The organism is Modestobacter sp. L9-4 (genome assembly GCF_019112525.1).
Taxonomy (GTDB): Bacteria; Actinomycetota; Actinomycetes; order Mycobacteriales; family Geodermatophilaceae; genus Modestobacter.
In genome coordinates, this window is the sequence record NZ_CP077800.1 from 3,257,344 (window position 1) to 3,282,048 (window position 24,705).

The following is a 24,705-nucleotide window of genomic DNA, read 5'->3' on the forward strand; positions in this document are numbered from 1 at the left end:
CGAGCCGCGGTGTCCCGCGGCCCGCCATCCGGTGCGTCAGTGCGCCATCGGCAGCTGGGCCTCGGACTCCAGGCGCTCGGCGCCGGAAGTCGTCTGCAGCGGCTTCTCCTTTACGAACAGCACCACCAGCAGCGCGAGCGCGGCCAGTGGGGTGGCGATGAGGAACAGCTCGGCGGTGGCGTCGCCGTAGGCGTTCTGCACGACCGACTGCACCTCCGGCGGCAGTGCCGACACGTCCGGGACGGCGGCGCCCTCACCGGAGGACGACCCGCCGAGCACCGACAGCTCGCTGGCGACGCGGCTGGCCAGCACCGCACCGAGCACGCTGACGCCGATCGTGCCGCCCAGGCTGCGGAAGAACGACAGCACCGAGGTCGCCGAGCCCAGCTGGCGGGCCGGGACGTCGTTCTGCGCGGCGAGCACCAGGTTCTGCATCAGCATGCCGACGCCCACGCCCAGCACGGCCATGTAGGCGCCGATCAGCCACATCGAGGTGTCCGCACCGATGGTGGCCAGCAGGCCGAAGCCGACTGTCATCAGCGCCGCACCGGCGACCAGGTACCGCTTCCACAGCCCGGTCTTGGTGATCAGCCCACCGGCGACGGTGGAGGAGACCAGCAGCCCGGCGATCATCGGCAGCGACAGCAGTCCGGCCGCGGTGGGGGAGTAGCCGCGGGAGATCTGGAAGTACTGCGAGAGGAAGACCGTCCCGCCGAACATCGCGATGCCCACCAGGGCGGAGGCGACGACGGTGAGGGTGACCGTGCGGTTGCGGAAGATGTCCAGCGGGATGATCGGCTCGGCCACCTTCGACTCGACGAACACGGCGAGGGCGAGCAGCACCAGCGAGCCGCCGACCATCAGCGCCGTCGTCCCGGACAGCCAGTCGAAGTCGTTGCCGGCCAGGGTGACCCAGACGAGCAGCAGGCTGATGCCGGCGGTGATGAGCACCGCGCCGAGCCAGTCGACCCGGACGTCGCGGCGCACGGTCTTCAGCTTCAGCGTCTTCTGCAGCAGCACGATCGCGGCGAGCGCGAACGGCACGCCCATGAAGAAGCACCAGCGCCAGCCGAGCCACGAGGTGTCGACGATGACGCCGCCGATCAGCGGCCCGGCGACGGTGGCCACCGCGAAGACCGCGCCGAAGATGCCGGCGTACCGGCCCAGCTCACGCGGCGGGATCATCGCGGCCATCACGATCTGCACCAGCGCGGTGAGGCCACCGGCGCCGGCGCCCTGGATCACGCGGGCGACGATCAGCATCGTCGTGTCCTGGGAGAACCCGGCCAGCAGCGAGCCGGCGACGAACAGCCCGAGTGAGAGCTGCACGAGGAGCTTCTGGCTCACCAGGTCGGCGAGCTTGCCCCACAGCGGCACGGTCACGGTCATCGCCAGCAGCTCGGCGGTGACCACCCAGGTGTAGATGGACTGGCTGCCACCCAGGTCGGAGATGATCGTGGGCAGGGCGTTGGAGACGACGGTCGCGGCGAGGATCGACACGAAGATGCCCATCATCAGGCCGGACAGCGCCTGGAGCACCTCCCGCCGGCTCATCGCGGCCCGGGTGCCGGCAGCCCCCGGGGTCTCGGTGGTGGTGGTCATCGTGGTCCTGTCGGTCGGGGGATCGGGGTTCAGGAGGCGGCGGGCAGGCCGGCGGCGACGGCGTCCAGCGCCTCGTCGGCCAGCTCGGTCAGCGGGGTGGTGCCGCCCTGGGCCTGCCAGCGCAGCAGGCTGACCCGCAGGGCGGCGGAGACGACGGCGGCCAGCAGCACGGGCAGCAGGTCGGCGTCGGCGTCGGTGCCGGTGCGCTCGGCCACGGCCAGGGCGAACGCGCGCTCGTCGGTGGCGCTCATCTCCACCAGCCGGGGCAGCAGCGACGGGGTGCTCATCAGCACGGTCAGCCGCTCGAGCAGGCCGATCGGGTCGGCCTCGAGCTCGACCAGCTCGGCCCGCACCGCCGTGCGGACGGCGGCCAGCGGCATCACGTCGAGGGGGACGGCGCGCAGCCGGGTGGACAGCCGGGGCTGGTCGGGGCCGCCGGGCTGCAGCAGCGCCTCCTCCTTGCTGGAGAAGTAGTTGAAGAAGGTCCGGTAGGAGACGTCGGCCGCCGCGGCGATGGCCTCGACGGTCACGTGGTCCCAGCCGCGGTCGACGGCCAGCCGGACGGTCGCGGCTGCCAGGGCGGCCCGGGTGTCGGCCTTCTTGCGCTCACGCAGCCCTCGTTCGGTCACCCGTCGAGCATCGGACTTACTTGCACAGTGTGCAAGCTTGCTGAGTGTGCATCCAATCACCGGAGGCGGCGGGGCAGCCGGACGACGGCCGGGGGGTGCGGCACCATCCGGCGGCATGACCGCGCCGACGCGCCTGCCGACCCGCGTGCCGGCCCTGCTGCTGTCGGTGGGAGGCGGGCTCGTCGCCGGGATCGCGGCCAAGGCCGCCGACTTCTCCGGGTGGCAGTGGGCCGACGACCTCGGGCACTACCCGGCCGCGTGGGTGCTCGTCGTGGCGCTGATCGGGTGGCGGTCGCCGTCGCTGCGGACCGCTGCGGTGCGGTCGGCCGCCTTCTTCGCCGCGATGAGCGTCGGCTATTACGCCTGGGCCGCCCTGGTGCTCGACCGCGGCTGGGAGCTGCGGGGGCTGGCCGCCTGGCTCGTCCTGTCGGCGACCGCGGTGGCGGTCACGGGCGCCGCCGGCCACGTCGCCACCCGGCGCACCGGCCGGCTGCTCGGCGCGGTGCTGGCGATGGCCGCCGGCATCGTCCTCGGCGGCGGGGTGCTGGCCCACCCCGGCGCGCACCCGGTGCAGGCGGTCGTCGACGTCGTCGTCGCCGTCGTGCTGGTCGTCGTCCTGCCGCGGGACGGCCGCACCCGGCTGGCGGCGGTCCTGCTCACCGCGCCGCTGACCTGGGTGGCCGCCCAGCTGCTCGACGTCCTGCGGGCGGTGCTGGGCTGAGCGGCGTGCTGGTCGTGGTGGGCGGGCTGCCCGGGGTCGGCAAGACGACGGTCGCCCGCGCGGTGGCCGGCCGCACCGGTGCCGCGCACCTGCGGATCGACACCTTCGAGGTGGCGCTGGTCCGGCTGGGCCTCGTGGCCCCGGGCGAGGTCGGGGCGGAGGGGTACGACCTGGCGCTGGCCGCCGCCGACACCTGCCTCACCGCCGGCACCGACGTCCTCGTCGACGCGGTGTTCGACGTGGCCGCCGCGCGCCGTCCGTTCCGCGAGCTCGGCGACCGGCACGGTGTCCCGGTGCACTGGCTGCGGCTGATCTGCACCGACCGCGCCGAGCACCGGCGCCGGGTCACCGGGCGCACCGCCGACCTGGCCGGGCACGTCGTCCCGACGTGGGAGGCGGTGCAGGCGCGGCGGGCCGACCAGTGGCACGAGCGGCACACCGTCGTCGACACCGCCGCGGGCGACCCGGTGGCCGCCGTGCTCAGCGCGCTGGGTCGCTGAGCCCGTCGGCGGTCTCCCGGCGCTTCTTCTTCTTGTTCTTGCGCTCGGCGGCCTCCTCCGAGGTCTCCTCGGGCAGCAGCCGGTTGAGCTCACCGCGGATGAAGTCACGGGTGGCCAGCTCGCCGACCGCGACGCGCAGCGAGGCGAGCTCGCGGGCCAGGTACTCGGTGTCGGCGCGGGTCTGCACCGCCCGGTTGCGGTCCTCCTCGGACTGCACCCGGTCGCGGTCGGCCTGCCGGTTCTGCGCCAGCAGGATCAGCGGGGCGGCGTAGGCGGCCTGGGTGGAGAAGGCCAGGTTGAGCAGGATGAACGGGTAGGGGTCCCAGCGCAGCTTCACCGCGGCCACGTTCAGCACGATCCAGACGATCACGATGATCGTCTGGACGGCGAGGAAGCGGCCGGTGCCCAGGAAGCGGGCGATGCCCTCGGCGAACTTGCCGACCGCGTCGGGGTCCAGCTTCAGGAACTGGGCGAAGGACCGGCTGCCCCGGGGCTGGTCGAGGCGCTGGTCGGCGCGGCGGTCGTCAGCCACGTCGGGCCCGCTCGCGCCAGTCCTCGGGCAGCAGGTGGTCCAGGACGTCGTCCACGCTGACGGCGCCGACGAGCCGGCCCTGCGGGTCGACGACGGGGGCGGCGACCAGGTTGTAGGTGGCGAAGTAGCGGGTCACCTCGGCCAGCGGGGCCTCCGGGCGCAGCGGCTCGAGGTCGTCGAGCACACCGCTGACCAGGGTCGACGGTGGCTCGCGCAGCAGCGCCTGGATGTGCGCCAGGCCCAGGTAGCGGCCGGTCGGGGTGGCCGAGGGCGCGCGGCAGACGTAGACCTGACTGGCGAGCGCGGGGGTGAGCTCGGGGGCGCGCACCCGGGCCAGGGCCTCGGCGATGGTGGCGTCGGGGGTGAGGATGACCGGCTCGCTGGTCATGATGCCGCCGGCGGTGTCCTCGGAGTACTTCAGCAGCTGACGGACCGGCTCGGCCTCGTCGGGCTCCATGAGCTCCAACATGCGCTCGCGGTCGACGTTGGACAGCTCCGACAGCAGGTCTGCTGCGTCGTCGGGGTCCATCTCCTCCAGGACGTCGGCCGCCCGCCGCTCCTCCAGCGTGCCGAGGATGACGATCTGCTCGGCCTCGGGCAGCTCACCGAGGACGTCGGCCAGCCGCTCGTCGTCCATCGCCTCGGCGACCTCGTGCCGCCGCTTGATCGGCAGCTCCTGCAGCGCGTGCGCCGCGTCGGCGGCGTTCATCTCGCGGTAGGTGGCGATGAGCGTCTCCGCGCTCTGCCCGGTCTCGGGCAGGGCCAGCCCGCTGACCTCGTCCCAGGACACCTGGTGCAGCTGGCCGCGCCGGCGGAAGCCGCCGGGCTCCTGCACGGCGAGCCGGGACAGCACCCAGTCACCGGTGCGGGTCTGCTCCACGGCGGCGTCGACGACCACGGCCGGCCGCTCGGGCTCGCTCATGGTGACCCGGCGGTCCAGCAGCTCGCCGAGCACGAGCGTCTCGCCGGCCCGCTGCTCGAAGCGCTTGAGGTTCAGCGTGCCGGAGGACAGCCGCACCGAAGAGGCGTCCAGCCCGGTCACGCGGCCCATCGGGCAGAAGATCCGGCGCCGGGCGACGACCTCGATGATCAGCCCGAGCACGCGCGGCGTCGCGGTGCCGACGCGGAGCGCGACGAGCACGTCGCGCACCTTCCCGACCCGGTCGCCGTTGGGGTCGAAGACGGTCAACCCGGCCATCCGGGAGACATAAGCCCTCGTCACCGTGGTCACGAGTGGTGAGGCTACCGTCGCGGACGTGAGCGCCCCGGCACCCGACCAGCTGGACTACGAGGTCGTGGACGTGTTCGCGCCGCGACCCTTCAGCGGCAACCAGCTCGCGGTGGTGCTGCACGCCGACCACCTGGACACCGAGCAGTGCCAGACGCTGGCCGCCGAGTTCGGGTACTCGGAGTCGACCTTCGTCAGCGCGCCCACCACGCCGGGCGCGGACTACCGGGTGCGGATCTTCACCCCGCGCACCGAGCTGCCCTTCGCCGGGCACCCCTCGGTCGGCACCGCGCACACCCTCGTCCGGCTCGGTCGGCTGCCCGCCGGGGTGGTGCGCCAGGAGTGCGGCGCGGGCGTGGTCGAGGTCGACGTGGACGACGAGGGCGCCCGGCTGGCCGGCGGGTCGGTGTCGCTGCGGCCGGGCCCCGACGCAGCCGTGCTCGCCGCGGCGCTCGGGCTGGACGCCGCGGACCTCACCGGCCGCCCGGTCCACCTGGTGGGCTGCGGCATCGACTTCGCCCAGCTCGAGGTGCACCCCGGTGCGCTCGACCGCGCCGTCCCCGACCCGGCGGCGCTCGAGGCGCTGCTGCCCGGGGTGCAGGGCGGGGTGTCCGTGCTGGCCTGGGACGCCGCCACCGGCGAGGGCACCGTGCGGGTGTTCGCCGACGGCCTGGACTACGCGGAGGACCCGGCCACCGGCTCGGCCGCGCTGGGCACCGGCATCTGGCTGGCCGCCGTGGGGCTGGCCGGCGAGGGCGTCACCGAGTATCGGCTGGCCCAGGGCGCGGCCGTCGGGCGGCCCTCGGTGCTGTCCGGCCGGGTCCGCGTGGCCGGGGGCGAGGTCGCGGAGGTGAGCGTGGCCGGCGCCGTGCGGCCCGTCGCGAGCGGCCGCATCCGGGTCCCCGCGTGAGCGAGCCGGCGGCCACGCTGCAGCAGAACCGGCCGGCGCAGGCCTGGGCGGTGCACCGGCCCGGTGGCCGCGACGTCGCGCTGATGGCCGTGGCGGTCGTCGGCGTCTCCTTCTCCGGACCGCTGACCGCGCTGGTGGCCACCTCGTTCCTGGCGATCGCCTTCTGGCGCAACGCCGCCGGCGCGGCCCTGCTGCTGCCGGTGCTGCTGCTGCGCGAGCGGTCGACGCTCACCGGGCTGCGTGCGCGGCAGCTCACCAGCTCGGTGGTCGCGGGGCTGTTCCTGGCCGCGCACTTCGCCGCCTGGCTGCCCAGCCTGTCGATGACCACGGTCGCGGCGTCCACCGCGCTGGTCACCACGACCCCGATCTGGACGGCGCTGGCTGCCCGGTTCTCCGGGGTCCACCTGCCCGCCGCCGTCTGGTGGGGGCTGGGCCTGGCGGTGTTCGGAGCGGCGCTGATCGCCGGGGTGGACGTCACGGTGTCCTGGCGGGCGCTGGCCGGCGACGGGCTGGCGCTGCTCGGGGCGATCTGCGCCGGTGGCTACATGCTGGCCGGGGCACGGGCCCGCCAGCGGCTGAGCACCTCGGCCTACGCGGTGGTCTGCTACTCGACCTGCGCGGTGGCCCTCGCCGTCGCCGCGGTCGTGGCCGACGTCCCGCTGACCGGGTTCAGCGCCCGCGACTGGTGGCTGATCGCGGCGATCACCTTCTGCGCCCAGCTGCTCGGGCACACGCTGCTGAACCTGGTGCTGTCCACGGTCGGGCCGACGGTGGTGGGGCTGGCGATCCTGCTCGAGGTGCCGGGTGCGCTGCTGGTCGCGCTGGTGCTGCTGGACCAGGTGCCGCCGCTGCTCGCGGTGCCCGGGATGGTCGCCGTCGTGATCGGGGTGGCGCTCGTGGTGCGCGCCGGCCGTCCGTCCCCGGTGGTCGAGCCCGTCACCTGAGCGGGGCACTCCGGTGACGTGGCGGTCGGGGACGTCGAGACGACGGGACCCACTCGACGTCGGGGCAGGATGGGGCCGTGAAGCGCGTCGCCGTCAGGCCCGTCCCGCTCAGGTTGGTCCTCCTCTTCGGCGTCCTGGTGTTCGTCCTCAACGTCCTCGTGAACCGCTTCCTGTTCGGAGACGGCTTCGACTGGGTCAAGGCAGCCGTCGTGACGGTGCTGACGTCGGCCTTCGTGGCGGTGTTCGGCGGGCCCGAGCGGCCGCGGTCGCGTGAGGAGGGCAGCGACGTCCGCTGACCTCCGGGACCTGGTCGCCGGTCGCCCGAGACGTCCCGAGTGACATTGGCCGGCGGACGGCAGGTCAGCCCAGCGAGCCGTTCGCGATGGCCGACAGCGCCACCACCCAGATCACGATCCCGATCAGCAGCAGCGTGCTGACGACGCCGCCGAGGACGACCGCCGCCAGCGCGAGCCCGTCGCCGCCCTCGCCGGTCTGCCGGATCTGCTTGCGCGCGACGATCCCGAGCCCCAGGCCGACCGGCGCCAGCACGCCGAAGAAGCACAGGACGAGCGCGATCGGTGCCAGCTGGTTGGTCGGCCGCCGCCAGCCGTAGCCGGGCGGCGGGCCCCAACTCTGCTGCGGGCCCCAGCTGGGCTGCGGTCCCCAGCCCGGCGGCGGCGGACCCCAGGACGGCGGCGGGCCGGCGCTCCACGACGGGTCCGTGCGGCGGGTGTCGTCGGGGCTCATGCCCGCGCTCCACGACGGGTCCGTGCGGCGGGTGTCGTCGGGGCTCATGCCGTCCTCTCCTCGCCGTCGGTCGGCCCGGCCAGTGTGCCGGTCAGCCGCCGATCGCCGCGGCAGGCAGCGCGGACATGCGGGAGGCGATCGCCCGGCCGGCTGCGGTGGTGGTGTCCGGGTCGTCGCCGATCAGCACCGACAGCACCGAGCCGACCGCCTGGGCGACGACGACCTGCACGGTGCCGTCGGCCAGCTGGTACTGGAACACGACGCTCATCTCGGCCAGGCCGTCGGCGCTGGGTGCAGGCTGGAAGGTGTACGTGTCGGGCGGGCAGCTGCTGAAGGCGGCCACCAGCTCCCGGACGGCGCTGCTCGCGGAGTCGGCGGAGTCGTAGGCGATCGCCTCCGAGGACAGCTGCGCGGCACCGGCCGGGTCGACCGCGACCACCGGCTGCTTGCTCGTGCGGTGCGCCTCGGAGCCGAACTTCTTGTCGCAGATGCCGTCGAGGCTCGGGTTGTCGGCGATGGCCGCGCCCTCGCCCAGCGGGTTGGCCTGCACGGCCCAGCCGGCGGGCAGGTCGCTGGCCCGCAGCGCGATGGCCACCGCGGCCTCCGCCGGGTCCCGCACCGTCGCCGGGTCCGCGGCCGCGGAGGCGGCCTCTGCGGCGTCGGCGTTCCCGGGTTCGGTCCGGCCGGCGGCGGTGGAGCCGGCAGTCGGCCCGGCGGTCGGTCCCGCGGTCGGCCCGGCCGAGGCGGCGGACGACGAGGGCGCTGACGACGAGGGCGCGGACGTCGAGGCGGCGGCCGCCGGGGTGTCGTCGGATCCGCTGCAGCCGGCCAGCGCCAACGCGGCCGCGACGGCCAGGGGGACCAGGGAGCGCCTCACCCCGCCGACGGTAGCCCCGGGGCCTGTGCCGCCGGCCCGCCCACCCAGGTCCGGCGACGGTCGGGACCTGCCTCAGGTGGCGCAGGTCCCGACCGTCCGGAGGGTGGTCAGCCGACCGGCTGGGTGAGGTCGTAGAGCGTGACCCCGTCGACGGTCCGGGCGGTGAACGTCGCGGCCACCCAGGCGGCGATGTCGGCCGAGGCGCTGCTGCCGCTGGTGCTGCGCAGCCCGCCCCCCGCGATGAAGAAGTGCACCTGCCGGTCGGCGACGAGGGCCTGGAACTGCGCGAGCGTGGGGGAGGGGTCGCTGCCGTTGAAGCCGCCGACCGGCATCACCGGCAGCTGGGTGGCCAGCTGGTAACCGGCGGCGCTGTTGGACCCGACGGCCGCGGCGGCCCACCGGTAGGCGCCCGCGTCCTGGGAGAGCGCCGCGACGACCTGGGCGCTGGGGTCGGCGGCGTCGAGCAGCCCGCCCATGGCGCCCCCCGCCCGTCCGGCCCGGGTCCCCGTCGTCCCGCCGGTGGTCGGGACCTGGCCGGCCGCGGGCTGTCCGGTCGGGGGCTGCCCACGGAAGCCGCCACCGTTCCGCGGGGTCCCACCGCCGGGGAAGCCACGGCCGGCGCCGAAGCCGGTGCCGCCGCTGACGGTCGGGCCCGCCGAGGGGATCGAGCCGGTGTGCGCCTTGCCGGCGGTCTCCGCCGCGTACGCGGCCGGGCCGCCGAGCGAGGCCAGGACGCCGACCGCCAGCACGGTGGCCGCGACCAGCCGGCCGGCACGGTGGGCGACGAGCAGCCCGAGCGCGGCGAGCAGGCCCGCGACCAGCACGACCCAGCGCAGCCAGGGCAGGAAGTCCGCCGAGCGGCCGAGCAGCACGAACGACGTCCCGGCCGTGGCGAGCAGGGTCAGGGCGAGCACGATGCGCGCCCACGCCGTCCCGCGGCGCTGCCACAGCAGCCCGCCGCCGATGCCGACCAGCGCCGCGACCGCCGGGGCCAGGGCGACGGTGTAGTAGGCGTGGAAGATGCCGGCCATCAGGCTGAAGGTGAGCCCGGTGACGACCAGCCAGCTGCCCCAGGTGAGCAGTGCGGCGCGGCGGACGTCGGTGCGCGGGGCCCGGCCCAGCGCGACCAGCCCGGCCACCAGCAGGGCCAGCGCGGCCGGGAGCAACCAGGCGATCTGGCCGCCGACCTCGGCGCTGAACAGCCGGGTCAGCCCGGTCGCGCCCCAGTTGCCGCCGCCGGTCCGGCCGCCACCGCCGCCGCCCACGCTGCCGGTCTCGTCGCCGGTGAGGCGGCCCAGGCCGTTGTAGCCCCAGATCAGCTCCCAGACCGAGTTGGTCTGCGAGCCGCCGATGTAGGGCCGCCACGACGCCGGCACCAGCTCCACGATCGCCACCCACCAGCCGGCGGACACCAGCAGCGCCCCGCCCGCGGCGAGCACGTGGGCGAAGCGGCGGCCCAGCGTGGTCGGTGCGGCGACCAGGTAGACCAGCGCGAACCCGGGGACGACGAGCATCGCCTGCAGCGTCTTGGTCAGGAACGCGAACCCGATCAGGACGCCGACGCCCACCATCCAGCGCAGGCTCGCCGTCTCCAGCGCGCGGGTGGTGGCGTAGGCGGCCAGCGTCATCAGCAGCACGAGCAGGGCGTCGGGGTTGTCGAAGCGGAACATCAGCACCGCGACGGGGGTCAGCGCCATCGCCGTCCCGGCCAGCAGACCGGCGCCGGGGCCCACCACCCGGCGCACGGCCAGGTACACGACCCCCACGGTGGCCACGCCCATCAGCGCCTGCGGCACCAGCAGCGCCCAGGAGTTCAGCCCGAACAGCCGCACCGAGGCCTCCATGACCCACAGCGAGGCCGGGGGCTTGTCGACGGTGATCGAGTTCGCCGCGTCCGAGGAGCCGTAGAAGAAGGCCTCCCAGCTCTGCGACCCGGCCTGCACGGCCGCGGCGTAGAAGGCGTTGGCCCAGCCGGAGGCGGCCAGGTCCCACAGGTACAGCAGCCCGGTCGCGCCCAGCAGGCCGAGCAGCGCCGGCCGCACCCACGACGGGTCGTCGTCCCGGCCGCGCACCAGCCGGCGGGCGCGGGAGCTGCGGGCCGACGTCGGCGCGGCGCCCGGCTCCGGCGGGGGCGCCGGGGAGAAGGCGGGGGTGTCGAGGGCGGTGCTCATCAGAAGGTCTCCATCGCCGGGACGGCGGGCTCGGGGGCGGGGGTCGGTGCGGCGGGCTCAGGGGCGGCGGTGCGGAACACCCAGCCGCGGAGGAGGAGGAAGCGCAGCAGCGTCGCCAGCGCGTTGGCCGCGATCAGCAGCAGCAGCTCGGTGCTGCGCGCCGGGGCGTCGGTGAGGGACTGCAGGACGGCGAGGGTGCCGCTGGTCAGCGCCAGGCCCAGGCCGCACACGACCAGTCCCTGCAGCTGCGCCCGGCCGGCGCCGGGCCCGCCGCGGACGCCGAAGGTGATCCGCCGGTTGGCCGCGGTGTTGGCCACCGCGGTCACCAGCAGCGCGACGAGGTTCGCCGGCTGGGCGGCCACCACGTGCCGGAGCAGGACGAACAGCACCAGGTAGGCCAGCGTCGACAGCACGCCGATGGCGGCGAAGCGCACCGCCTGGCCGACCAGGCCGGCCGGCACACCGGGCACCGGGTCGGTCAGCGGGCCGCGGCCGACCGAGGCCTGCAGCTCGCCCAGCGGGAGCCGGCCGGTGGTGAGCGCGCGCAGCATCCGGACGATCCCGGCGACGTCGGCCTTGACCGTCTGCCCGATGTCGACCCGGCTGTCGGGGTCGTCGACCCAGTCGACGGGCACCTCGTGGATGCGCAGCCCGCTGCGCTCGGCGAGCACCAGCAGCTCGGTGTCGAAGAACCAGCCGGTGTCCTCCACCAGCGGCAGCAGCCGGGCGGCGACGTCGGCGCGGATGGCCTTGAACCCGCACTGCGCGTCGGAGAGCCGGGTGGCCAGGGTGCCGCGCAGCAGCAGGTTGTAGCCGCGGGAGATGACCTCGCGCTTGGCGCCGCGCACCACCCGGGACGACGGCGCCAGCCGGGTGCCGATCGCCAGGTCGGAGTGGCCGCTGATCAGCGGGGCGACCAGCGGCAGCAGTGCGGCCAGGTCGGTGGACAGGTCGACGTCCATGTAGACCAGGACGGGTGCGTCCGAGCCGAGCCACGCGGTGCGCAGGGCCCGCCCGCGGCCGGGCTCGGGGAGCACCAGCACCTCGATGCCGGGCAGCTCGGCGGCGACCCGCCGGGCGACGTCCACGGTGCCGTCGGTGCTGGCGTTCTCGGCGACGGTGATCCGGAACGGGTAGGGCAGGTGCTCGGTGAGGTGCCGGTGCAGCCGGCGCAGGCAGCGTTCGAGGTCGGCCTCCTCGTCGTGCACGGGGACGACGACGTCGATGACCGGACGGAACGGGTCGGCGCCGCCGGCCGGCTCGGCGGCGCGCAGGGGGAGCGGTGGCATGCAGACACCGTCGGGTCCCTGGCTGGCGCGGGGCCGTGGTGAGCCCACGGGGCGGCTGTGTGTCCTGGTCGACGAAATCCCCGGAGCTGCACGGTTGCTGTCAACAACCATGAGAGCCGTTGCAGTCACCGAGTTCGGTGGGCCTGAGGCCCTGCACGTGATCGACCTGCCCGAGGAGCACGCCGGCCCCGGCCAGGTGCGCATCCGAGTGACCGCCTTCGCCGTGAGCCCGACCGACACCAACCTCCGCTCCGGCTTCTACGCCGAGCGCGACGCGGTCAAGCAGCCCCCGTTCGTGGCCGGCATGGACGCCGCCGGTGTGCTCGTGGAGATCGGCGAGGGCGTCGAGACCGACCTGGCGGTCGGTGACCACGTGATGGCCGTCGTCGTCCCGACCGGTGCGCACGGTGCCTACCGCGAGGACCTCGTGCTGCCCGCTCGTTCGATCGCCCGGGTGCCCGCCGGCGTCGACGACGTGGCCGCCTCGACCCTGCCGATGAACGGCCTCACCGCCGTCCTGGGGCTGGACTCGATGGCGCTGCAGCCGGGTCAGGTGCTCGCCGTCACCGGTGCCGCCGGCGCGTTCGGCGGCTACACGATCCAGCTGGCCAAGGCCGCCGGCCTCACCGTGGTCGCCGACGCCAAGCCCGAGGACGAGGCGCTCGTACGCTCCCTCGGTGCCGACGTGATCGTCCCGCGCGGCGACGGCTTCGCCGACGCAGTGCGCGCGCAGTACCCCGACGGCGTGGACGGCCTCGCCGACGGAGCCGTCCAGGACGCCGTCGTGCTCCCGGCCGTGAAGGACGGCGGCCCGGTGGTCACCGTGCGCGGGTACACCGGCAACGGTGAGCGCGGCCTGCGGTTCTTCCCCGTCCGGGTCGCCACCTACTCCCAGGAGCAGGAGAAGCTCGACGCGCTGCGGGTCGCCGTCGAGGAGGGCGTCGTGACTCTGCGGGTGGCCGACACCTTCCCGGCCGAGCAGGCCGCCGAGGCGCACCGCCGCCTCGAGGCCGGTGGCGTGCGCGGCCGCCTGGTCGTCACCTTCTGACCCCTGCGCCCGGTCCGGCTCCGTGCCGGGCCGGGCGGTGTCGTCTCAGCCGAGGTGCTTGGCGGCCTCGCGGCGGGAGAGCGGGCTGAGCTCGTGGGTGTCCAGGAGGTGCTGCACCCACTGCGGGTCGGTCTTGGCCAGGTCGCGCAGCGCCCAGCCGATCGCCTTGCGGACGAAGAACTCGGGATCGGCGGCGTTGACCTCGACGACCTCGGCCAGCAGTGCGGTGTCGGTGCGGTCGTGGGCGCCGAGCTGGGCGATGACGGCGCTGCGGCGCAGCCAGCGGTCGGGGGAGCGAGCCCAGTCGCGCAGCACCGGCCGCAGTTCCGCGGGGTGGGCGAGCAGCAGATCGCGGACGCGCGGCTGGACGCCGTCGACCAGGTCCCACCAGGCGCCGGTGGTGATCATCTCCTCGTACAGCGGCAGCAATGAGAGTGCGCCACGGGCGAGCGGCAGGCCGGTCAGTGCGACTGCCGCGTACCGCTCCTCGCGGTGCGCCGCCCCGCGCCACAGCTCGCCGGCTGCTGCGGCCAGGTCGGGCACCGTCTGAGGCGGGGACGCCGCGGCCGCTGCTGCGGTGAGCCGGCGGACCTCGGGCAGCCGCACGCCGAGGCAGGGCTCCGTCGTCTTCAGGTAGGCCTGCATCCCGCGGGCGCGTTCGGGGTCGGTGGCCTCCCGTAGGGCCCTACGGACGTCGGCGACCAGGCTCGCGGTCGCGCCGGGTGGACCAGTGACCACTGACGAGATCCTGCCGCGCGGTCACCCGCAGTGGGGCCTGGTGGGTCGCCGCATGCCTGGCACCGTCCGTCGGGTGCGGGCCCGTCGGCCGTGGCGCAGCGGGACGTCCGCAACGACGCCGTCCAGCAGCTCGCTGCCTACGAGGCGCTGGCCACCGCGATCAACGCTGCTCCCACCGTCGACGCCGTGCGTGCCGCGGTCGCCCAGGCGGGTCTCCGGATCGACCGGGAGGCCACTTCTGTCGACGTCCTGGACTGACCAGGCCAGGCCGGCACGCTGCTCAGCCGAGCAGGACGAGGACGGACTGCGCCGATCGGTTCGCCTGGCCGAGCATCGCCGTCCCGGCCTGGGTCAGGATCTGAGCACGGGTGAAGGTGGTCATCTCCGCCGCCATGTCGGTATCACGGATCCTGGACTCCGAAGCGGTCAGGTTCTCCGCCGTCGTCGTCAGCCCGGACACGACGTGGTCCAGACGGTTCTCGGTGGCACCGAGGTGGCCGCGCGCCTGGGAGACCCAGCGGATGGCCGCGTCCACGTTCAGCCACCCCGTGTAGGTCGGCGTCAACGCCTCCGCGTCGGCAGCGGTCGACCCCGGGCCGGGGGTCTGCCCGGTGAGCACCAGCCCGCCGGCGCCGGCGGTGAACGGGGTGACGGGCATCCCCAGTGCAGCGGCCACAGTGGCGTTGAGGCGATCGAGGTGGTCCTGGGCGGTGACCGCGCCGGTGTAGTCCACCGACCCCAGCTCCAGCGACCAGTTGCCGGAGGACACGGTGCCCTTCAAGGACCGGTAGGTGTTGGCGTACGAGCCCGCCGAGACGTAGTCCCCGGCCAGGGTCAGGCGGCCGGGGGCAGGTGTGCCCTGGGCGGCGGAGACGGCCGGGACGGTGCTGGTCGCCACGTTCGCGCTGCCGTCCAGGGCGGTCGCTGCCTGCAGGCCGGCGACGTCGAAGGCGAGACCGTTGGCGGGGATGGTGACCCGGATGGTGTCGCCGGCGTTCGCCCCGACCTGGAACACGCGGTCGAACGAGCCGTCCAGCAGGGGCACCCGGTTGAAGGTGGTGGTGTGCGCGATGCGGTCGATCTCGGCGTACAGCTGGCCGACCTCGCTGCGGATGGCCGCGGTCGCCGTGCCGTCCAGGGCGCCGGTGTTGGCCGACTGCACGGCCAGGTCGCGCAACCGCTGCAGGACGGCCGTGGTCTCACCCAGGGCACCCTCAGCCGTCCGGACGACGCCGATCCCGTCCTGGGCGTTGCGCACCGCCTGCCTCATGCCGGAGATCTGGGAGCGCAGGCCCTCGGAGATGCTGAGCCCGGCCGCGTCGTCGGCGGAGGTGGTGATGCGCAGACCGGTGGACAACCGGCGGAGGGACGTCTGCATGGCCTGGTCGCTCCGGGCCAGCGACCCGTAGGTGTTCAACGCCGCGACGTTGGTGGCCACGCTCAGGCCCACGCTGCTGCCTCCGCCCCACGATCAGGCCGGCCACGTCGGTGGGTGGGCGGCGACGAGGTCAGATACGGCAGGGGACGCTCGGGATTCCAGCCGAACGCCGCGACAGGAGGCCACTCACGCCGGCGGACGCCTCGCCACTTGGATGGGATGGACGAGGAGGAGCCGCTAGATGAGTGGTTCCAGCTGGGCGAGGACCACCCTGTCGACACAGTCTGTAGACGGCGCAATCCGCCCACAACTGGCGCGCCACGTCCAGGGCCGTCGAGTCCACATGCGACGTCGGAGCCAACTTCGGGGATCACGTGAGCACGGGCTTGGGGCCAGTGGTTCTGATGCCGGGACGGCTTCGTCGACGCGGTGCGCGCGCAGTACTCCGACGGCGTGGACGGCTTCGCCGACGGAGCCGTCGGCTGCTGGTTGCTCGCGGTAGCTGACCGCTCAGGTCCGGACCGCTGCGACGGCGGCGTCGGTGCGCGCGGCCCTCGTCCGGACAGGGCTGGTGTCGTCCAGGGGCCGCCTCCGGACATGCGCTGGTCGGCTGACATCGGTCACCGTGCGAGTTCCAGCGCGGCGTGATCCACCACGGGCCCTTGCCGACACCGCATCCGGCTCCTAGGTTCAGCCGAGCTCGTCAACTCCATGGGGGAACCGCTTGTCCACGAACCGTTCCATGACCAGGCGGCGCCTCCGAGCGGCTGTCTCCGCCGTGGCCTTCAGTGTCGCGCTGCTGATCGGGAGTCCGATCGCTCTCGCTCAGGTCTTCAGCTCACCGGCCGGGAGCTACGACGTCCACGGCGCCATCCTCGCCGAGTACCAGTCGCTCGGCGGGCCCGCGAGCTTCCTGGGCTCTCCCCTCACGAACGAGGTGGCGGTCCGCGGCGGCGCGGTCAACCACTTCCAGGGCGGTTCGATCTACTGGTCCCCGGCCACCGGTGCCCACGCGGTCAAGGGTGCCATCCGCGACCGGTGGGCCTCCCTGGGTTGGGAGAACGGGTTCCTGGGCTTCCCGACGACCGGTGAGGTGGCGGTGCGGGGTGGTGCGGTGACGCACTTCCAGGGCGGTTCGATCTACTGGTCTCCGGCCACCGGTGCCCAGGCCGTCAAGGGCGCGATCCGTGACCGGTGGGCCTCTCTCGGTTGGGAGAACGGCTACCTGGGCTTCCCGACGACCGGTGAGGTGGCCGTGCGGGGCGGTGCGGTGACGCACTTCCAGGGCGGTTCGATCTACTGGTCTCCGGCCACCGGGGCGCAGGCGGTGAAGGGCGCGATCCGTGACCGGTGGGCCTCTCTCGGTTGGGAGAACGGCTTCCTCGGTTTTCCGACGACCGGTGAGGTGGCGGTGCGGGGCGGTGCGGTGACCCACTTCCAGGGCGGTTCGATCTACTGGTCTCCGCCCACCGGTGCCCACGCGGTGAAGGGCGCGATCCGTGACCGCTGGGCATCCCTGGGCTGGGAGAACTCCGCGCTCGGTTTCCCCCGTACGGACGAGTACTCCGTCCCCGGCGGCGCTGCGCAGGACTTCGCGTGCGGGTCCATCCAGTGGACGCCCGGCAGTGGCGCCGTCGTGGTCGGGTGCGGTCCGTCGTCGGGTCCTGTCTACTACGAGAACTGCACCGACGTCTGGAATGCCATCGGGCGCCCGCTCCGCAGTACCGATCCCGGCTACGAGACGCCCAGGCTCGACCGTGACGGCGACGGGGTGGCCTGCGAGACCGACCCCCGCTGACCGCAGGACGCCCGACGCATCTATGAGCCCCGCCGTCGTCTGACGGCGGGGCTCGTTGGTCACAGGCTTCGGGTCCTGCTTCGAGATCGGCCGTTTCGAGCAGGGCGACACGGACGTCGCCGACCAGGCTCGCCGTCGCACCGGGTGGATCAGCGACCACGGACCTGGTCCTGCCGCACGGTCGTCTGGGGTGGACCCCGGCCGTTCCGCCGAGTCTTGAGACGGGTCGGCTGGCGGGAAGCGCGGACACCCCGGACGGGTGATCGCAGCGCAGGTCCGGTTGTGCACGTTCAACCACGGGCAGTGAGCGGTCACGCACTCATCGCTTCTGCCCTGGAGACCTCATGCGCACCCGCCCCGCCGCTCTCGTCCTCGCCACCGCCGCCATCGCGGTGTCCCTCGGGCTGACCGGTTGCTCGTCGGGTGCGGACACGTCGGCCGCTGCTCAGCAGGACGCCCGCAACGACGCCGTCCAGCAGCTGACCGCGGCACAGGGCGCGGTGCTCGTGCCCGTGGCAGGCGAGGTCGACCAGTTGACCCGGCAGAAGCAGCGGGCCGAGCTCGCCCTGAACGCCGCCCGCAGCGCGGACGTCGACCAGCAGCTGGCCGCCTACGAAGCGTTGGCCTCCGCGATCAAGAGCGCCCCGACCGCCGCCGCGGTGTGGGCCGCCGTCACCCAGGCAGGCCTGACGGTCGACCGCTCCGCCGGTGCAGACGACGTCCTGGCCGGCTGAGCCGGCCCGCTCCCGAGGCCGTTCACCGGACCGGGTGAATTCGGCCCGGGATCGTCACTCGTTGTCCACAAGGGCTCCGCACAGCAGGCGCACATCCCCTTACAGTCGCTGGACTCATCGGTCCCATGGCTGCTCAACGGGGGTGTCGTGCCGGTCGCCAGCAACGTCGTCGACGTCGTCGATGGTGAGGTGCGCGAGCTCATCCGCCGTCGTGGGCTCGATCCGTTCGCCGATCCTGCGCCGGTGCGGGTGCTCGTACGCGACGTGGTCGCCGACTACGCGGAGCGGTCGCTGTCCTCCACGCTGCCGCCCCTCGGTGACGCCGAGGGTGTGGTCCGCGACGTGCTCGACCGGGTCGCCGGTTACGGACCGCTGCAGCGCTGGCTCGACGACCCGACCGTCGAGGAGATCTGGGTCAACGAGCCCGGCCGGGTGTTCGTCGCCCGCCGCGGCCGCAGCGAGCTGACCACCACCGTCCTGGGTCACGGTCAGCTGGCCGACCTGGTCGAGCGGATGCTGCGCACCAGTGGTCGACGCATCGACATGTCGACCCCGTTCGTCGACGCGATGCTGCCCGACGGCTCCCGGCTGCACGTGGTCATCCCTGACGTGACCCGGCGCCACATGGCGGTCAACATCCGCAAGTTCGTCCTGCAGGCGCACAGCCTCGACGAGCTGGTCGAGCTGGGGACGCTCACCGCGCAGGTCGCCCGCTTCCTCGAGGCCTCCGTCGCCGCCGGTCTCAACATCCTGGTCTCCGGCGGCACCCAGGCCGGCAAGACCACGATGCTCAACTGCCTCGTCGCCGCCGTCCCCGCCCGCGAGCGCGTGGTCACCTGCGAGGAGGTCTTCGAGCTCCGCGTACCGCTGCCCGACGTGGTCGCCATGCAGACCCGCCAGCCCAACCTCGAGGGCGCCGGGGAGATCCCGCTGCGCCGGCTGGTCAAGGAGGCGCTGCGGATGCGGCCCTCCCGCCTGGTGGTGGGGGAGGTGCGCCAGGAGGAGTGCCTGGACCTGCTCATCGCGCTGAACTCCGGCCTGCCCGGCATGTGCACGCTGCACGCCAACAGCGCCCGCGAGGCCGTGGTCAAGATGTGCACCCTGCCGCTGCTGGCCGGGGAGAACATCGGCCACGCCTTCGTCGTCCCGACCGTGGCCTCCAGCGTCGACCTGGTCGTGCACGTGGGCACCGAGCCCAGCGGGCAGCGCCGGCTGCGGGAGGTCGTCGCGCTGCCCGGCCGCGCCGAGGGCAGCGTCGTGGAGACCGCCGACGTCTTCACCACCCGCGACGGCCGGCTGGTGCGCGCCGACGGCTACCCGCCGCACGCCGACCGGTACGCCGCCCACGGTTTCGACCTCGCCGCCCTGCTGGGTGACCGCGGGTGACCGTCTCCGGTGGGCTCCTCGGCCTGCTGCTGGGCGTCGGGCTGCTGCTGGTCTGGCGCAGCGGCTCCCGGGCGCCGGTGCGCCGGTCGGGCACCGCGCGACCGGGCCGCCGGCAGCAACTGCTCGGCGCTGCCGGCCTGACCGGCATCAACAGCGCGCAGCTGTTCGCGCTGCAGGTCGTGCTCGGGCTGGCCGTCACCGTGCTGGTGCTGCTCACGACCCGGACGGTGACGATCAGCCTGGCGTTCGGGGTGTTCGGCTCCGCGGTCCCGTACCTGCTGGTGCGCCGGCTGGCCGCCAAGCGGCGGGCCGACCTGCGCGAGGTGTGGCCCGAGGTCGTCGACAACCTCGCCTCGGCGGTGCGGGCCGGTCTGTCGCTGCCCGAGGCGCTGTCGGCGCTGGCCGTGCGCGGGCCGGAGGTGCTGCGTGGGTCCTTCGCCCGGTTCGCCGCCGACCACCGCTCCAGCGGCCGGTTCAGCGACGCGCTCGACCGGCTCAAGGACGACCTCGCCGATCCGGTGGGCGACCGCATCGTCGAGACGCTGCGGGTCGCCCGCGAGGTCGGCGGCAGCGACCTCGGTCGGGTCCTGCGGACGCTGGCCGCCTTCCTGCGCGAGGACGCCCGCGCCCGCGCGGAGCTGGAGACGCGGCAGGGCTGGGTGGTCCAGGCGGCGCGGCTGGCCGTCGGTGCGCCCTGGGTCGTGCTCCTCCTGCTGGCCACCCAGCAGCAGACGCTCAACGCCTACGACAGCCCGGTCGGGACGGCGCTGCTGCTCGGCGGCGGTGCGGTCTGCCTGGTCGCCTACCGGCTGATGCTGCGGATCGGGCGGCTGCCCGAGGACGTGCGGGTGCTCCAGTGAGCGTGCACCGGCGATCGGGGAGCGGAGCGGACGGGTCGCGGAGCGACGTGGTGTCGTCATGAGCGCGGGTCTCCTCGGCATGCTGCTGGGGCTGGTCGCCGCGTCCGGGGTGCTGCTCGCGGTCAGCTTCGCCCCGCCCATGCGGCAGGTGCGGCTGGTCGACCGGCTCGCGCCCTACGTGCACGACACCCCGGCGCCGTCCCGGCTGCTCGGAACCGCGACCCAGCCGGGCATGTTCACCGCCGCCCGGCGGGTCTTCGGCCCACTGCTGGCCGACGGCGCCCGCCACGTCGACCGGCTGCTGGGGGGCCGGGTCGCCGTCCGTCGCCGACTCGACGCGCTGGGCGCGGAGACGTCGGTCGAGGACTTCCGCGTCGAGCAGGTCGTGTGGGGCGGGCTCGGGCTGCTGGGTGGTGCGGTGGTCACCACCGTCGGCTCGGCGCTGGCCGGGTCGGTCAACGTGCTGTCGGCCGTGCTGCTGTGCGTGGCCGGGCTGGTCGGCGGGGTGCTCGGCCGCGACTGGTGGCTGACCCAGCAGGTGCAGCGCCGCGAGGAGCTGCTGCTGGCGGAGTTCCCGGTGGTCGCCGAGCTGCTCGCCCTGGCCGTGACGGCGGGGGAGAGCCCGACCGCGGCGATCGCCCGGGTGACCCGGCTCTCCGGCGGCGAGCTGGCTGCGGAGCTGCGGGCGACGCTCGGCCGGGCCCGCGCCGGAGTCCCGCTGGTCGAGGCGCTGCAGCAGCTGGCCGACCGCACCTCACTCGACCCGCTGGCCCGCTTCGTCGACGGCGTGATCGTGGCCATCGAACGCGGTACCCCGCTGGCCGAGGTGCTGCGCGCCCAGGCCGCCGACGTCCGGGAGGCCGGCAAGCGCCGGCTGCTCGAGGCCGGCGGCCGCAAGGAGATCCAGATGATGGTGCCGGTCGTGTTCCTCGTGCTGCCGGTCACCGTCATGTTCGCCCTGTTCCCGGGGCTGATCAGCATCGTCTCGCTGGCGCAGTGACGCCGGTGACCAACAGAGAGGACGACGGATGCGCCCCTTCGCGTACCTGACCGCTGCACTCGCCGCCCTGACGGCCCGGCTGCACGACGACGATCCCGAGCGCGGTGACGTGCCCGGCTGGGTCATGATCACCGTGATGACGGCGGCGCTCGTGCTGGCCATCCTCATCCCGTTCCGCGAGGCGATCGTGACCGCGGTGACCACGGCGCTGGGCTCCGTCACGAGTGTCGAGTGAGCTGACGGTCGCCGACGATCGTGAGCGGGGCAGCGCGGTCCTGGACTTCGTGCTGATCAGCGTCCTGATCGTGGCGCTGCTGATGGCGGTGCTGCAGGTCGCGGTCTACGTGCACCTCCGCAACGTCGTGGTCGCGAGTGCCCAGGAGGGCGCCCGGTACGGGGCCAACGCCGACGTGCCGGCCTCCGCCGGTGCCGACCGCACGCTGCAGATCGTCGGTCGGGCCACCTCGCCGGCGACCGCGGCGGGCTTGGCGTGCCAGTCGGTGCAGGAGGTCGACCCGACCGGCCTGACGCTGGTGGTCGTGCGCTGCACCGGTGAGGTGCCGAGCCTGCTCGCCGCGCTCGGTGACCTGCTGCCGCTGTCGGCGACGGGTCGGGCCGTGGAGGAGGGGCCGTGAGCTGGCTCCGCGCGCGACTCGGTCCGGACGCCGAGCGGGGGTCGGCGATCGTGGAGTTCGTGTTCATCGCGCTGGTGGTGTTCCTGCCGCTGGTCTACGTGGTGGCCGGGTTCTCCGCGGTCCAGCGCGGGGTGTTCGCGGCCAACGCGGCAGCGCGGGAGGCCGGGCGTGCGCTGGCCACCGCTCCCGACCCCGCGACCGGGCAGGCGCGGGCGGAGGTGGCGGTGCGGTTGGCGGTGGAGGACCAGTCCGTGGAGGCGACCGACGTCGTCCTGGCCTACGCACCGGTCGGCGACGGGTGTGACGGCGCGGGGTCGTACACGCCGTCGCTGACGCCGGGGGAGGAGTTCTCGGTGTGCGTGACGGTGACCGTGCGGGTGCCGCTGCTGCCGGAGTTCATCGACAGCAACACCGCCACCGGCCAGTTCGTCGTCGAGCGCGACCGCTACGTCGACGGCTGAGTGTCGGTCGTCCGGCTGCCACGTCTCGGGAAGCGCACAGTCGACCGAGGTTCGTCATGCGGATGTCACAGGCAGCTCTTAGCGTGCGCGCCATGAAGCGCTCCCTGGTCGCAACGACCGTCGTCCTCGCCGGCATCCTGCCGGTCGTCGCGGCCACGCCCGCGTTCGCCGCGCCCGCCTACGCCCCGGGCACCACCACCGGCAGTGACCCCTACTTCCCGGCGTCGGGCAACGGTGGTTACGACGTCCAGAACTACACGCTCAACCTCGCCTACGACCCGGTCACCGGTCGGCTCGACGGCACCGCGGCGCTCGTGCTGCTCACCACCACCGACCTGTCCAGCCTCAGCCTCGACCTGCGCGGGCTCACCGCCACCAAGGTCGTCGTCGACGGGCGCAGCGTGCCCTTCAGCCAGAACGCCGGCGTCGACGGCCGCGGCGGCGAGCTCGTCGTCCCGGTGCAGGCCATCCGGTACACCACCCACCAGGTCACCGTCACCTACGGCGGCGTGCCCGGGCGGCCCACCGACATCAGCGGCGAGCTCTACGGCTGGGTCAGCACCCCCGACGGCGCGATGGTCGTCAACGAGCCCGAGGGTGCGGCCACCTGGTTCCCGGTCAACGACGTCCCCAGCGACAAGGCCACCTACGACTTCGTCATCACCGTGCCCGCCGGCAAGACCGCTGTCGCCAACGGCGACCCGGTCGGCAAGCCGACGACGGCCGACGGCAAGACCACCTGGCGCTGGCACAGCCGCGAGCCCATGGCCAGCTACCTGGCCACCGCCTCGATCGGCGACTACGAGATGACCACGCAGTACGGCATGCACGGCCAGCCGATCTACGACTTCGTCGACAAGGACATCACCGGCCGGGCCCGCACCACCACCAAGGCCGCGTTGGCCAAGGAGCCGGCGATGATCGCCTTCCTCGAGGGCGTCTACGGCCCCTATCCGTTCACCTCCGCCGGCTCCATCGTCGACGACGACAGCGTCGGCTACGCCCTGGAGACCCAGACCAAGCCGGTCTACTCCCGCCAGGCCAGCGAGTCCACGGTCCTGCACGAGCTGGCCCACCAGTGGGTCGGTGACTCCGTGACCCCGCAGCAGTGGAAGGACATCTGGCTCAACGAGGGCTTCGCCACCTACAGCGAGTGGCTGTGGGCGGAGAAGAACGGCCGCGGCACCGTGCAGTCCGCCTTCGACGACGTCATGTCCATCCCGGCCGACGACGAGTTCTGGGCCGTCGCGCCCGCCGACCCGGGTGCCGAGGACCTCTTCGCCGGCGCCACCTACGACCGCGGCGCGGCCACGCTCTACGCCCTGCGCAAGAAGATCGGCGAGCCGAAGTTCAAGGCGCTCCTGCAGCAGTGGCCCACCGTGCACTGGCACAGCACCGTGACCACCGCGGACTTCATCACCCTCGCCGAGCAGATCAGCGGCCAGCAGCTCGACGACTTCTTCACCACCTGGCTCTACACCCCGGCCAAGCCCGCCGTCTGACCCTCGTGCCGGCCGTCGTCCACCCGGACGACGGCCGGCGCGAGCGCGGGATCAGGGGATGAAGTACATCGGGTTCGGCAGCTTGAACGTGCGGAACGCGTGGCCGCCGGTCAGGTCGCTCTGCTGGTCACCGAAGTTGGCGATGATCTCGTAGCCCTGCGACTCGATGTAGGCACGCGTCGCCGACTTGTACTGCACCGTCGAGCACGCCGCGGTGCCGCAGGCGGCCTTCAGGTAGCTCGGGTAGTTCGCCAGCGCGGGCTTGGTGAACAGCCCGTCGACGCCGGGCGCCACGTCGGTCGGGGCGACGAAGTCGGCGTCCACGCCCACGCCGTCGGCGGTCAGGTTGCCCAGGGTCGCCGCCTCCTGCGCCTCTCCGCGGCCGGTCAGGTAGAACACCGCGTAGCCCTCGGCGGCCGCCTGCTGGGTCAGCTCCGGCATGCCCGGCACGGCCGGGAACTGCTGCTGGGTCACGAAGGTGCCGTTCGCCGTGGGGTTGTAGGCGAAGTTGCTGGCGATCTCGTAGTTGTAGGTGTTCAGCGACGTGTCGTCGACGTCGAGCAGGATCGCCTTCTTGCCGTTGTCCGCCTTGTGCGTCTGCGCCGACAGGAAGCCCTCCGCGCCGCTGACGACCTGCGCGACCTGCTTGGCGTAGTTGCTGTCCGGGGCGAACTGGCCGCTGCTCAGCGGGTCGCCGTAGTAGTTCTTGATCTGCTGGCGGACGACGTCGATGTTCTGCACCTGGGAGTCGACCACCGGGGTGGTGGTCTGGATCGCCGGCTGTGCGGTGGCGGCCACCGCGGCGCCGCCACCGGCCAGGCCGACGACGACGGCGGGCACGACCAGCAGGAGCGTGCGGCGGTCGGGGCGCCGGACGCGGGAGAGCAGGGACACGGGGGTCTCCGTTCGAGGCGGAACTGGTTGACCGTGGCAACCTAGATGGTCCGGACGACGTTCTCGAGACCCCGCTGAGACGCATCGGTGAACTGCCAGTTCGGCACGCGTGTCGTTCCCG

The 24,705-nt window shown here is 73.7% G+C and carries 27 protein-coding genes; 16 read left to right on the plus strand and 11 right to left on the minus strand.

Annotation, left to right across the window (positions count from 1 at the left end):
* Window positions 1-36: 36 nt before the first annotated feature.
* Together KUM42_RS15380 and KUM42_RS15385 are read right to left on the minus strand one after the other, a co-directional pair.
* The gene (locus KUM42_RS15380) at window positions 37-1,602 is read right to left on the minus strand and encodes an MDR family MFS transporter (protein WP_237493398.1); all 1,566 of its coding nucleotides are present in this window, start codon (window positions 1,600-1,602) and stop codon (window positions 37-39) included.
* 29 nt (window positions 1,603-1,631) lie between these two features.
* Window positions 1,632-2,231, minus strand: a complete 600-nt coding sequence (locus KUM42_RS15385) for a TetR family transcriptional regulator (protein ID WP_237493399.1) — start codon at window positions 2,229-2,231, stop codon at window positions 1,632-1,634.
* Window positions 2,232-2,346: 115 nt separating this feature from the next.
* On the opposite strand from KUM42_RS15385, the gene KUM42_RS15390 reads away from it, so the two are divergent.
* Both KUM42_RS15390 and KUM42_RS15395 read left to right on the plus strand, forming a co-directional pair.
* The gene (locus tag KUM42_RS15390; protein ID WP_237493400.1) at window positions 2,347-2,952 is read left to right on the plus strand and encodes a DUF6518 family protein; all 606 of its coding nucleotides are present in this window, start codon (window positions 2,347-2,349) and stop codon (window positions 2,950-2,952) included.
* A gap of 5 nt (window positions 2,953-2,957) precedes the next feature.
* Window positions 2,958-3,452: an AAA family ATPase gene (locus tag KUM42_RS15395; RefSeq protein ID WP_237493401.1), complete on the plus strand. Its 495-nt coding sequence runs from the start codon at window positions 2,958-2,960 to the stop codon at window positions 3,450-3,452.
* Here KUM42_RS15395 and KUM42_RS15400 read toward each other — a convergent pair.
* On the minus strand, window positions 3,433-3,984 hold the full coding sequence (locus KUM42_RS15400; RefSeq protein WP_237493402.1) for a DUF1003 domain-containing protein: 552 nt from the start codon (window positions 3,982-3,984) through the stop codon (window positions 3,433-3,435). The two genes, KUM42_RS15395 and KUM42_RS15400, sit on opposite strands and share 20 nt — an antisense overlap.
* Window positions 3,977-5,182 (minus strand): magnesium transporter MgtE N-terminal domain-containing protein, encoded by a 1,206-nt coding sequence (locus KUM42_RS15405; protein ID WP_237493403.1) that lies wholly within the window; start codon window positions 5,180-5,182, stop codon window positions 3,977-3,979. The genes KUM42_RS15400 and KUM42_RS15405 overlap by 8 nt, the downstream gene beginning before the upstream one ends.
* A 58-nt stretch (window positions 5,183-5,240) precedes the next feature.
* On the opposite strand from KUM42_RS15405, the gene KUM42_RS15410 reads away from it, so the two are divergent.
* The 3 genes from KUM42_RS15410 (at window position 5,241) to KUM42_RS15420 (ending at window position 7,362) form a co-directional block, all read left to right on the plus strand.
* Window positions 5,241-6,122 (plus strand): PhzF family phenazine biosynthesis protein, encoded by an 882-nt coding sequence (locus KUM42_RS15410; protein WP_237493404.1) that lies wholly within the window; start codon window positions 5,241-5,243, stop codon window positions 6,120-6,122.
* Window positions 6,119-7,066: a DMT family transporter gene (locus KUM42_RS15415; protein ID WP_237493405.1), complete on the plus strand. Its 948-nt coding sequence runs from the start codon at window positions 6,119-6,121 to the stop codon at window positions 7,064-7,066. The genes KUM42_RS15410 and KUM42_RS15415 overlap by 4 nt, the downstream gene beginning before the upstream one ends.
* 77 nt (window positions 7,067-7,143) lie before the next feature.
* Entirely contained in the window at window positions 7,144-7,362 is a 219-nt protein-coding gene (locus KUM42_RS15420) for a hypothetical protein (RefSeq protein WP_237493406.1), read from the plus strand.
* Window positions 7,363-7,426: 64 nt separating this feature from the next.
* On the opposite strand, the gene KUM42_RS15425 is transcribed toward KUM42_RS15420, so the two are convergent.
* The 4 genes from KUM42_RS15425 to KUM42_RS15440 form a co-directional block, all read right to left on the minus strand.
* The gene (locus KUM42_RS15425; RefSeq protein ID WP_237493407.1) at window positions 7,427-7,861 is read right to left on the minus strand and encodes a DUF4190 domain-containing protein; all 435 of its coding nucleotides are present in this window, start codon (window positions 7,859-7,861) and stop codon (window positions 7,427-7,429) included.
* A gap of 43 nt (window positions 7,862-7,904) precedes the next feature.
* Complete coding sequence (locus KUM42_RS15430) at window positions 7,905-8,690, minus strand: hypothetical protein (protein ID WP_237493408.1); 786 nt, start codon at window positions 8,688-8,690, stop codon at window positions 7,905-7,907.
* 107 nt (window positions 8,691-8,797) lie between these two features.
* On the minus strand, window positions 8,798-10,861 hold the full coding sequence (locus tag KUM42_RS15435) for a glycosyltransferase family 39 protein (protein ID WP_237493409.1): 2,064 nt from the start codon (window positions 10,859-10,861) through the stop codon (window positions 8,798-8,800).
* Entirely contained in the window at window positions 10,861-12,150 is a 1,290-nt protein-coding gene (locus KUM42_RS15440; RefSeq protein ID WP_237493410.1) for a bifunctional glycosyltransferase family 2/GtrA family protein, read from the minus strand. Before KUM42_RS15440 ends, KUM42_RS15435 begins: the two co-directional genes overlap by 1 nt.
* Window positions 12,151-12,259: 109 nt before the next feature.
* Here KUM42_RS15440 and KUM42_RS15445 point away from each other — a divergent pair, with 109 nt between their 5' ends.
* Window positions 12,260-13,198: an NADP-dependent oxidoreductase gene (locus KUM42_RS15445; RefSeq protein ID WP_237493411.1), complete on the plus strand. Its 939-nt coding sequence runs from the start codon at window positions 12,260-12,262 to the stop codon at window positions 13,196-13,198.
* 45 nt (window positions 13,199-13,243) lie between these two features.
* Here KUM42_RS15445 and KUM42_RS15450 read toward each other — a convergent pair whose 3' ends face one another.
* Window positions 13,244-13,936 carry a DNA alkylation repair protein gene (locus tag KUM42_RS15450; RefSeq protein ID WP_237493412.1) on the minus strand — a complete coding sequence of 231 codons (693 nt, stop codon included), beginning with the start codon at window positions 13,934-13,936 and terminating at the stop codon, window positions 13,244-13,246.
* Between the two features lie 90 nt (window positions 13,937-14,026).
* Between KUM42_RS15450 and KUM42_RS15455 the strand changes: the two genes are divergently transcribed.
* Window positions 14,027-14,194 (plus strand): hypothetical protein, encoded by a 168-nt coding sequence (locus KUM42_RS15455; RefSeq protein ID WP_237493413.1) that lies wholly within the window; start codon window positions 14,027-14,029, stop codon window positions 14,192-14,194.
* Between the two features lie 22 nt (window positions 14,195-14,216).
* Here the strand turns inward: KUM42_RS15455 and KUM42_RS15460 are convergent, their stop codons facing one another.
* On the minus strand, window positions 14,217-15,386 hold the full coding sequence (locus tag KUM42_RS15460) for a flagellin (RefSeq protein ID WP_237493414.1): 1,170 nt from the start codon (window positions 15,384-15,386) through the stop codon (window positions 14,217-14,219).
* Window positions 15,387-16,092: 706 nt separating this feature from the next.
* On the opposite strand from KUM42_RS15460, the gene KUM42_RS15465 reads away from it, so the two are divergent.
* From KUM42_RS15465 to KUM42_RS15505, 9 genes are all read left to right on the plus strand, one after another.
* A complete protein-coding gene (locus tag KUM42_RS15465; protein ID WP_237493415.1) occupies window positions 16,093-17,112 on the plus strand; it encodes an excalibur calcium-binding domain-containing protein in 1,020 nt (339 codons plus the stop codon).
* A 344-nt stretch (window positions 17,113-17,456) separates the two neighbouring features.
* Window positions 17,457-17,846, plus strand: coding sequence for a hypothetical protein (locus tag KUM42_RS15470; protein ID WP_237493416.1), 390 nt, complete (start codon window positions 17,457-17,459; stop codon window positions 17,844-17,846).
* A 147-nt stretch (window positions 17,847-17,993) separates the two neighbouring features.
* Window positions 17,994-19,232 (plus strand): CpaF family protein, encoded by a 1,239-nt coding sequence (locus KUM42_RS15475; protein WP_237493417.1) that lies wholly within the window; start codon window positions 17,994-17,996, stop codon window positions 19,230-19,232.
* The gene (locus tag KUM42_RS15480) at window positions 19,229-20,092 is read left to right on the plus strand and encodes a type II secretion system F family protein (RefSeq protein WP_237493418.1); all 864 of its coding nucleotides are present in this window, start codon (window positions 19,229-19,231) and stop codon (window positions 20,090-20,092) included. The genes KUM42_RS15475 and KUM42_RS15480 overlap by 4 nt, the downstream gene beginning before the upstream one ends.
* Before the next feature lie 58 nt (window positions 20,093-20,150).
* Window positions 20,151-21,092 (plus strand): type II secretion system F family protein, encoded by a 942-nt coding sequence (locus tag KUM42_RS15485; protein ID WP_237493419.1) that lies wholly within the window; start codon window positions 20,151-20,153, stop codon window positions 21,090-21,092.
* Between the two features lie 28 nt (window positions 21,093-21,120).
* Window positions 21,121-21,327 (plus strand): hypothetical protein, encoded by a 207-nt coding sequence (locus tag KUM42_RS15490; RefSeq protein ID WP_237493420.1) that lies wholly within the window; start codon window positions 21,121-21,123, stop codon window positions 21,325-21,327.
* The gene (locus KUM42_RS15495; RefSeq protein ID WP_237493421.1) at window positions 21,317-21,727 is read left to right on the plus strand and encodes a TadE family protein; all 411 of its coding nucleotides are present in this window, start codon (window positions 21,317-21,319) and stop codon (window positions 21,725-21,727) included. Before KUM42_RS15490 ends, KUM42_RS15495 begins: the two co-directional genes overlap by 11 nt.
* A complete protein-coding gene (locus KUM42_RS15500) occupies window positions 21,724-22,188 on the plus strand; it encodes a hypothetical protein (protein ID WP_237493422.1) in 465 nt (154 codons plus the stop codon). Before KUM42_RS15495 ends, KUM42_RS15500 begins: the two co-directional genes overlap by 4 nt.
* Window positions 22,189-22,280: 92 nt before the next feature.
* Entirely contained in the window at window positions 22,281-23,690 is a 1,410-nt protein-coding gene (locus KUM42_RS15505) for a M1 family metallopeptidase (protein ID WP_237493423.1), read from the plus strand.
* 51 nt (window positions 23,691-23,741) lie between these two features.
* On the opposite strand, the gene KUM42_RS15510 is transcribed toward KUM42_RS15505, so the two are convergent.
* Window positions 23,742-24,584, minus strand: a complete 843-nt coding sequence (locus KUM42_RS15510; RefSeq protein ID WP_237493424.1) for an HAD family acid phosphatase — start codon at window positions 24,582-24,584, stop codon at window positions 23,742-23,744.
* Between the last annotated feature and the right edge of the window lie 121 nt (window positions 24,585-24,705).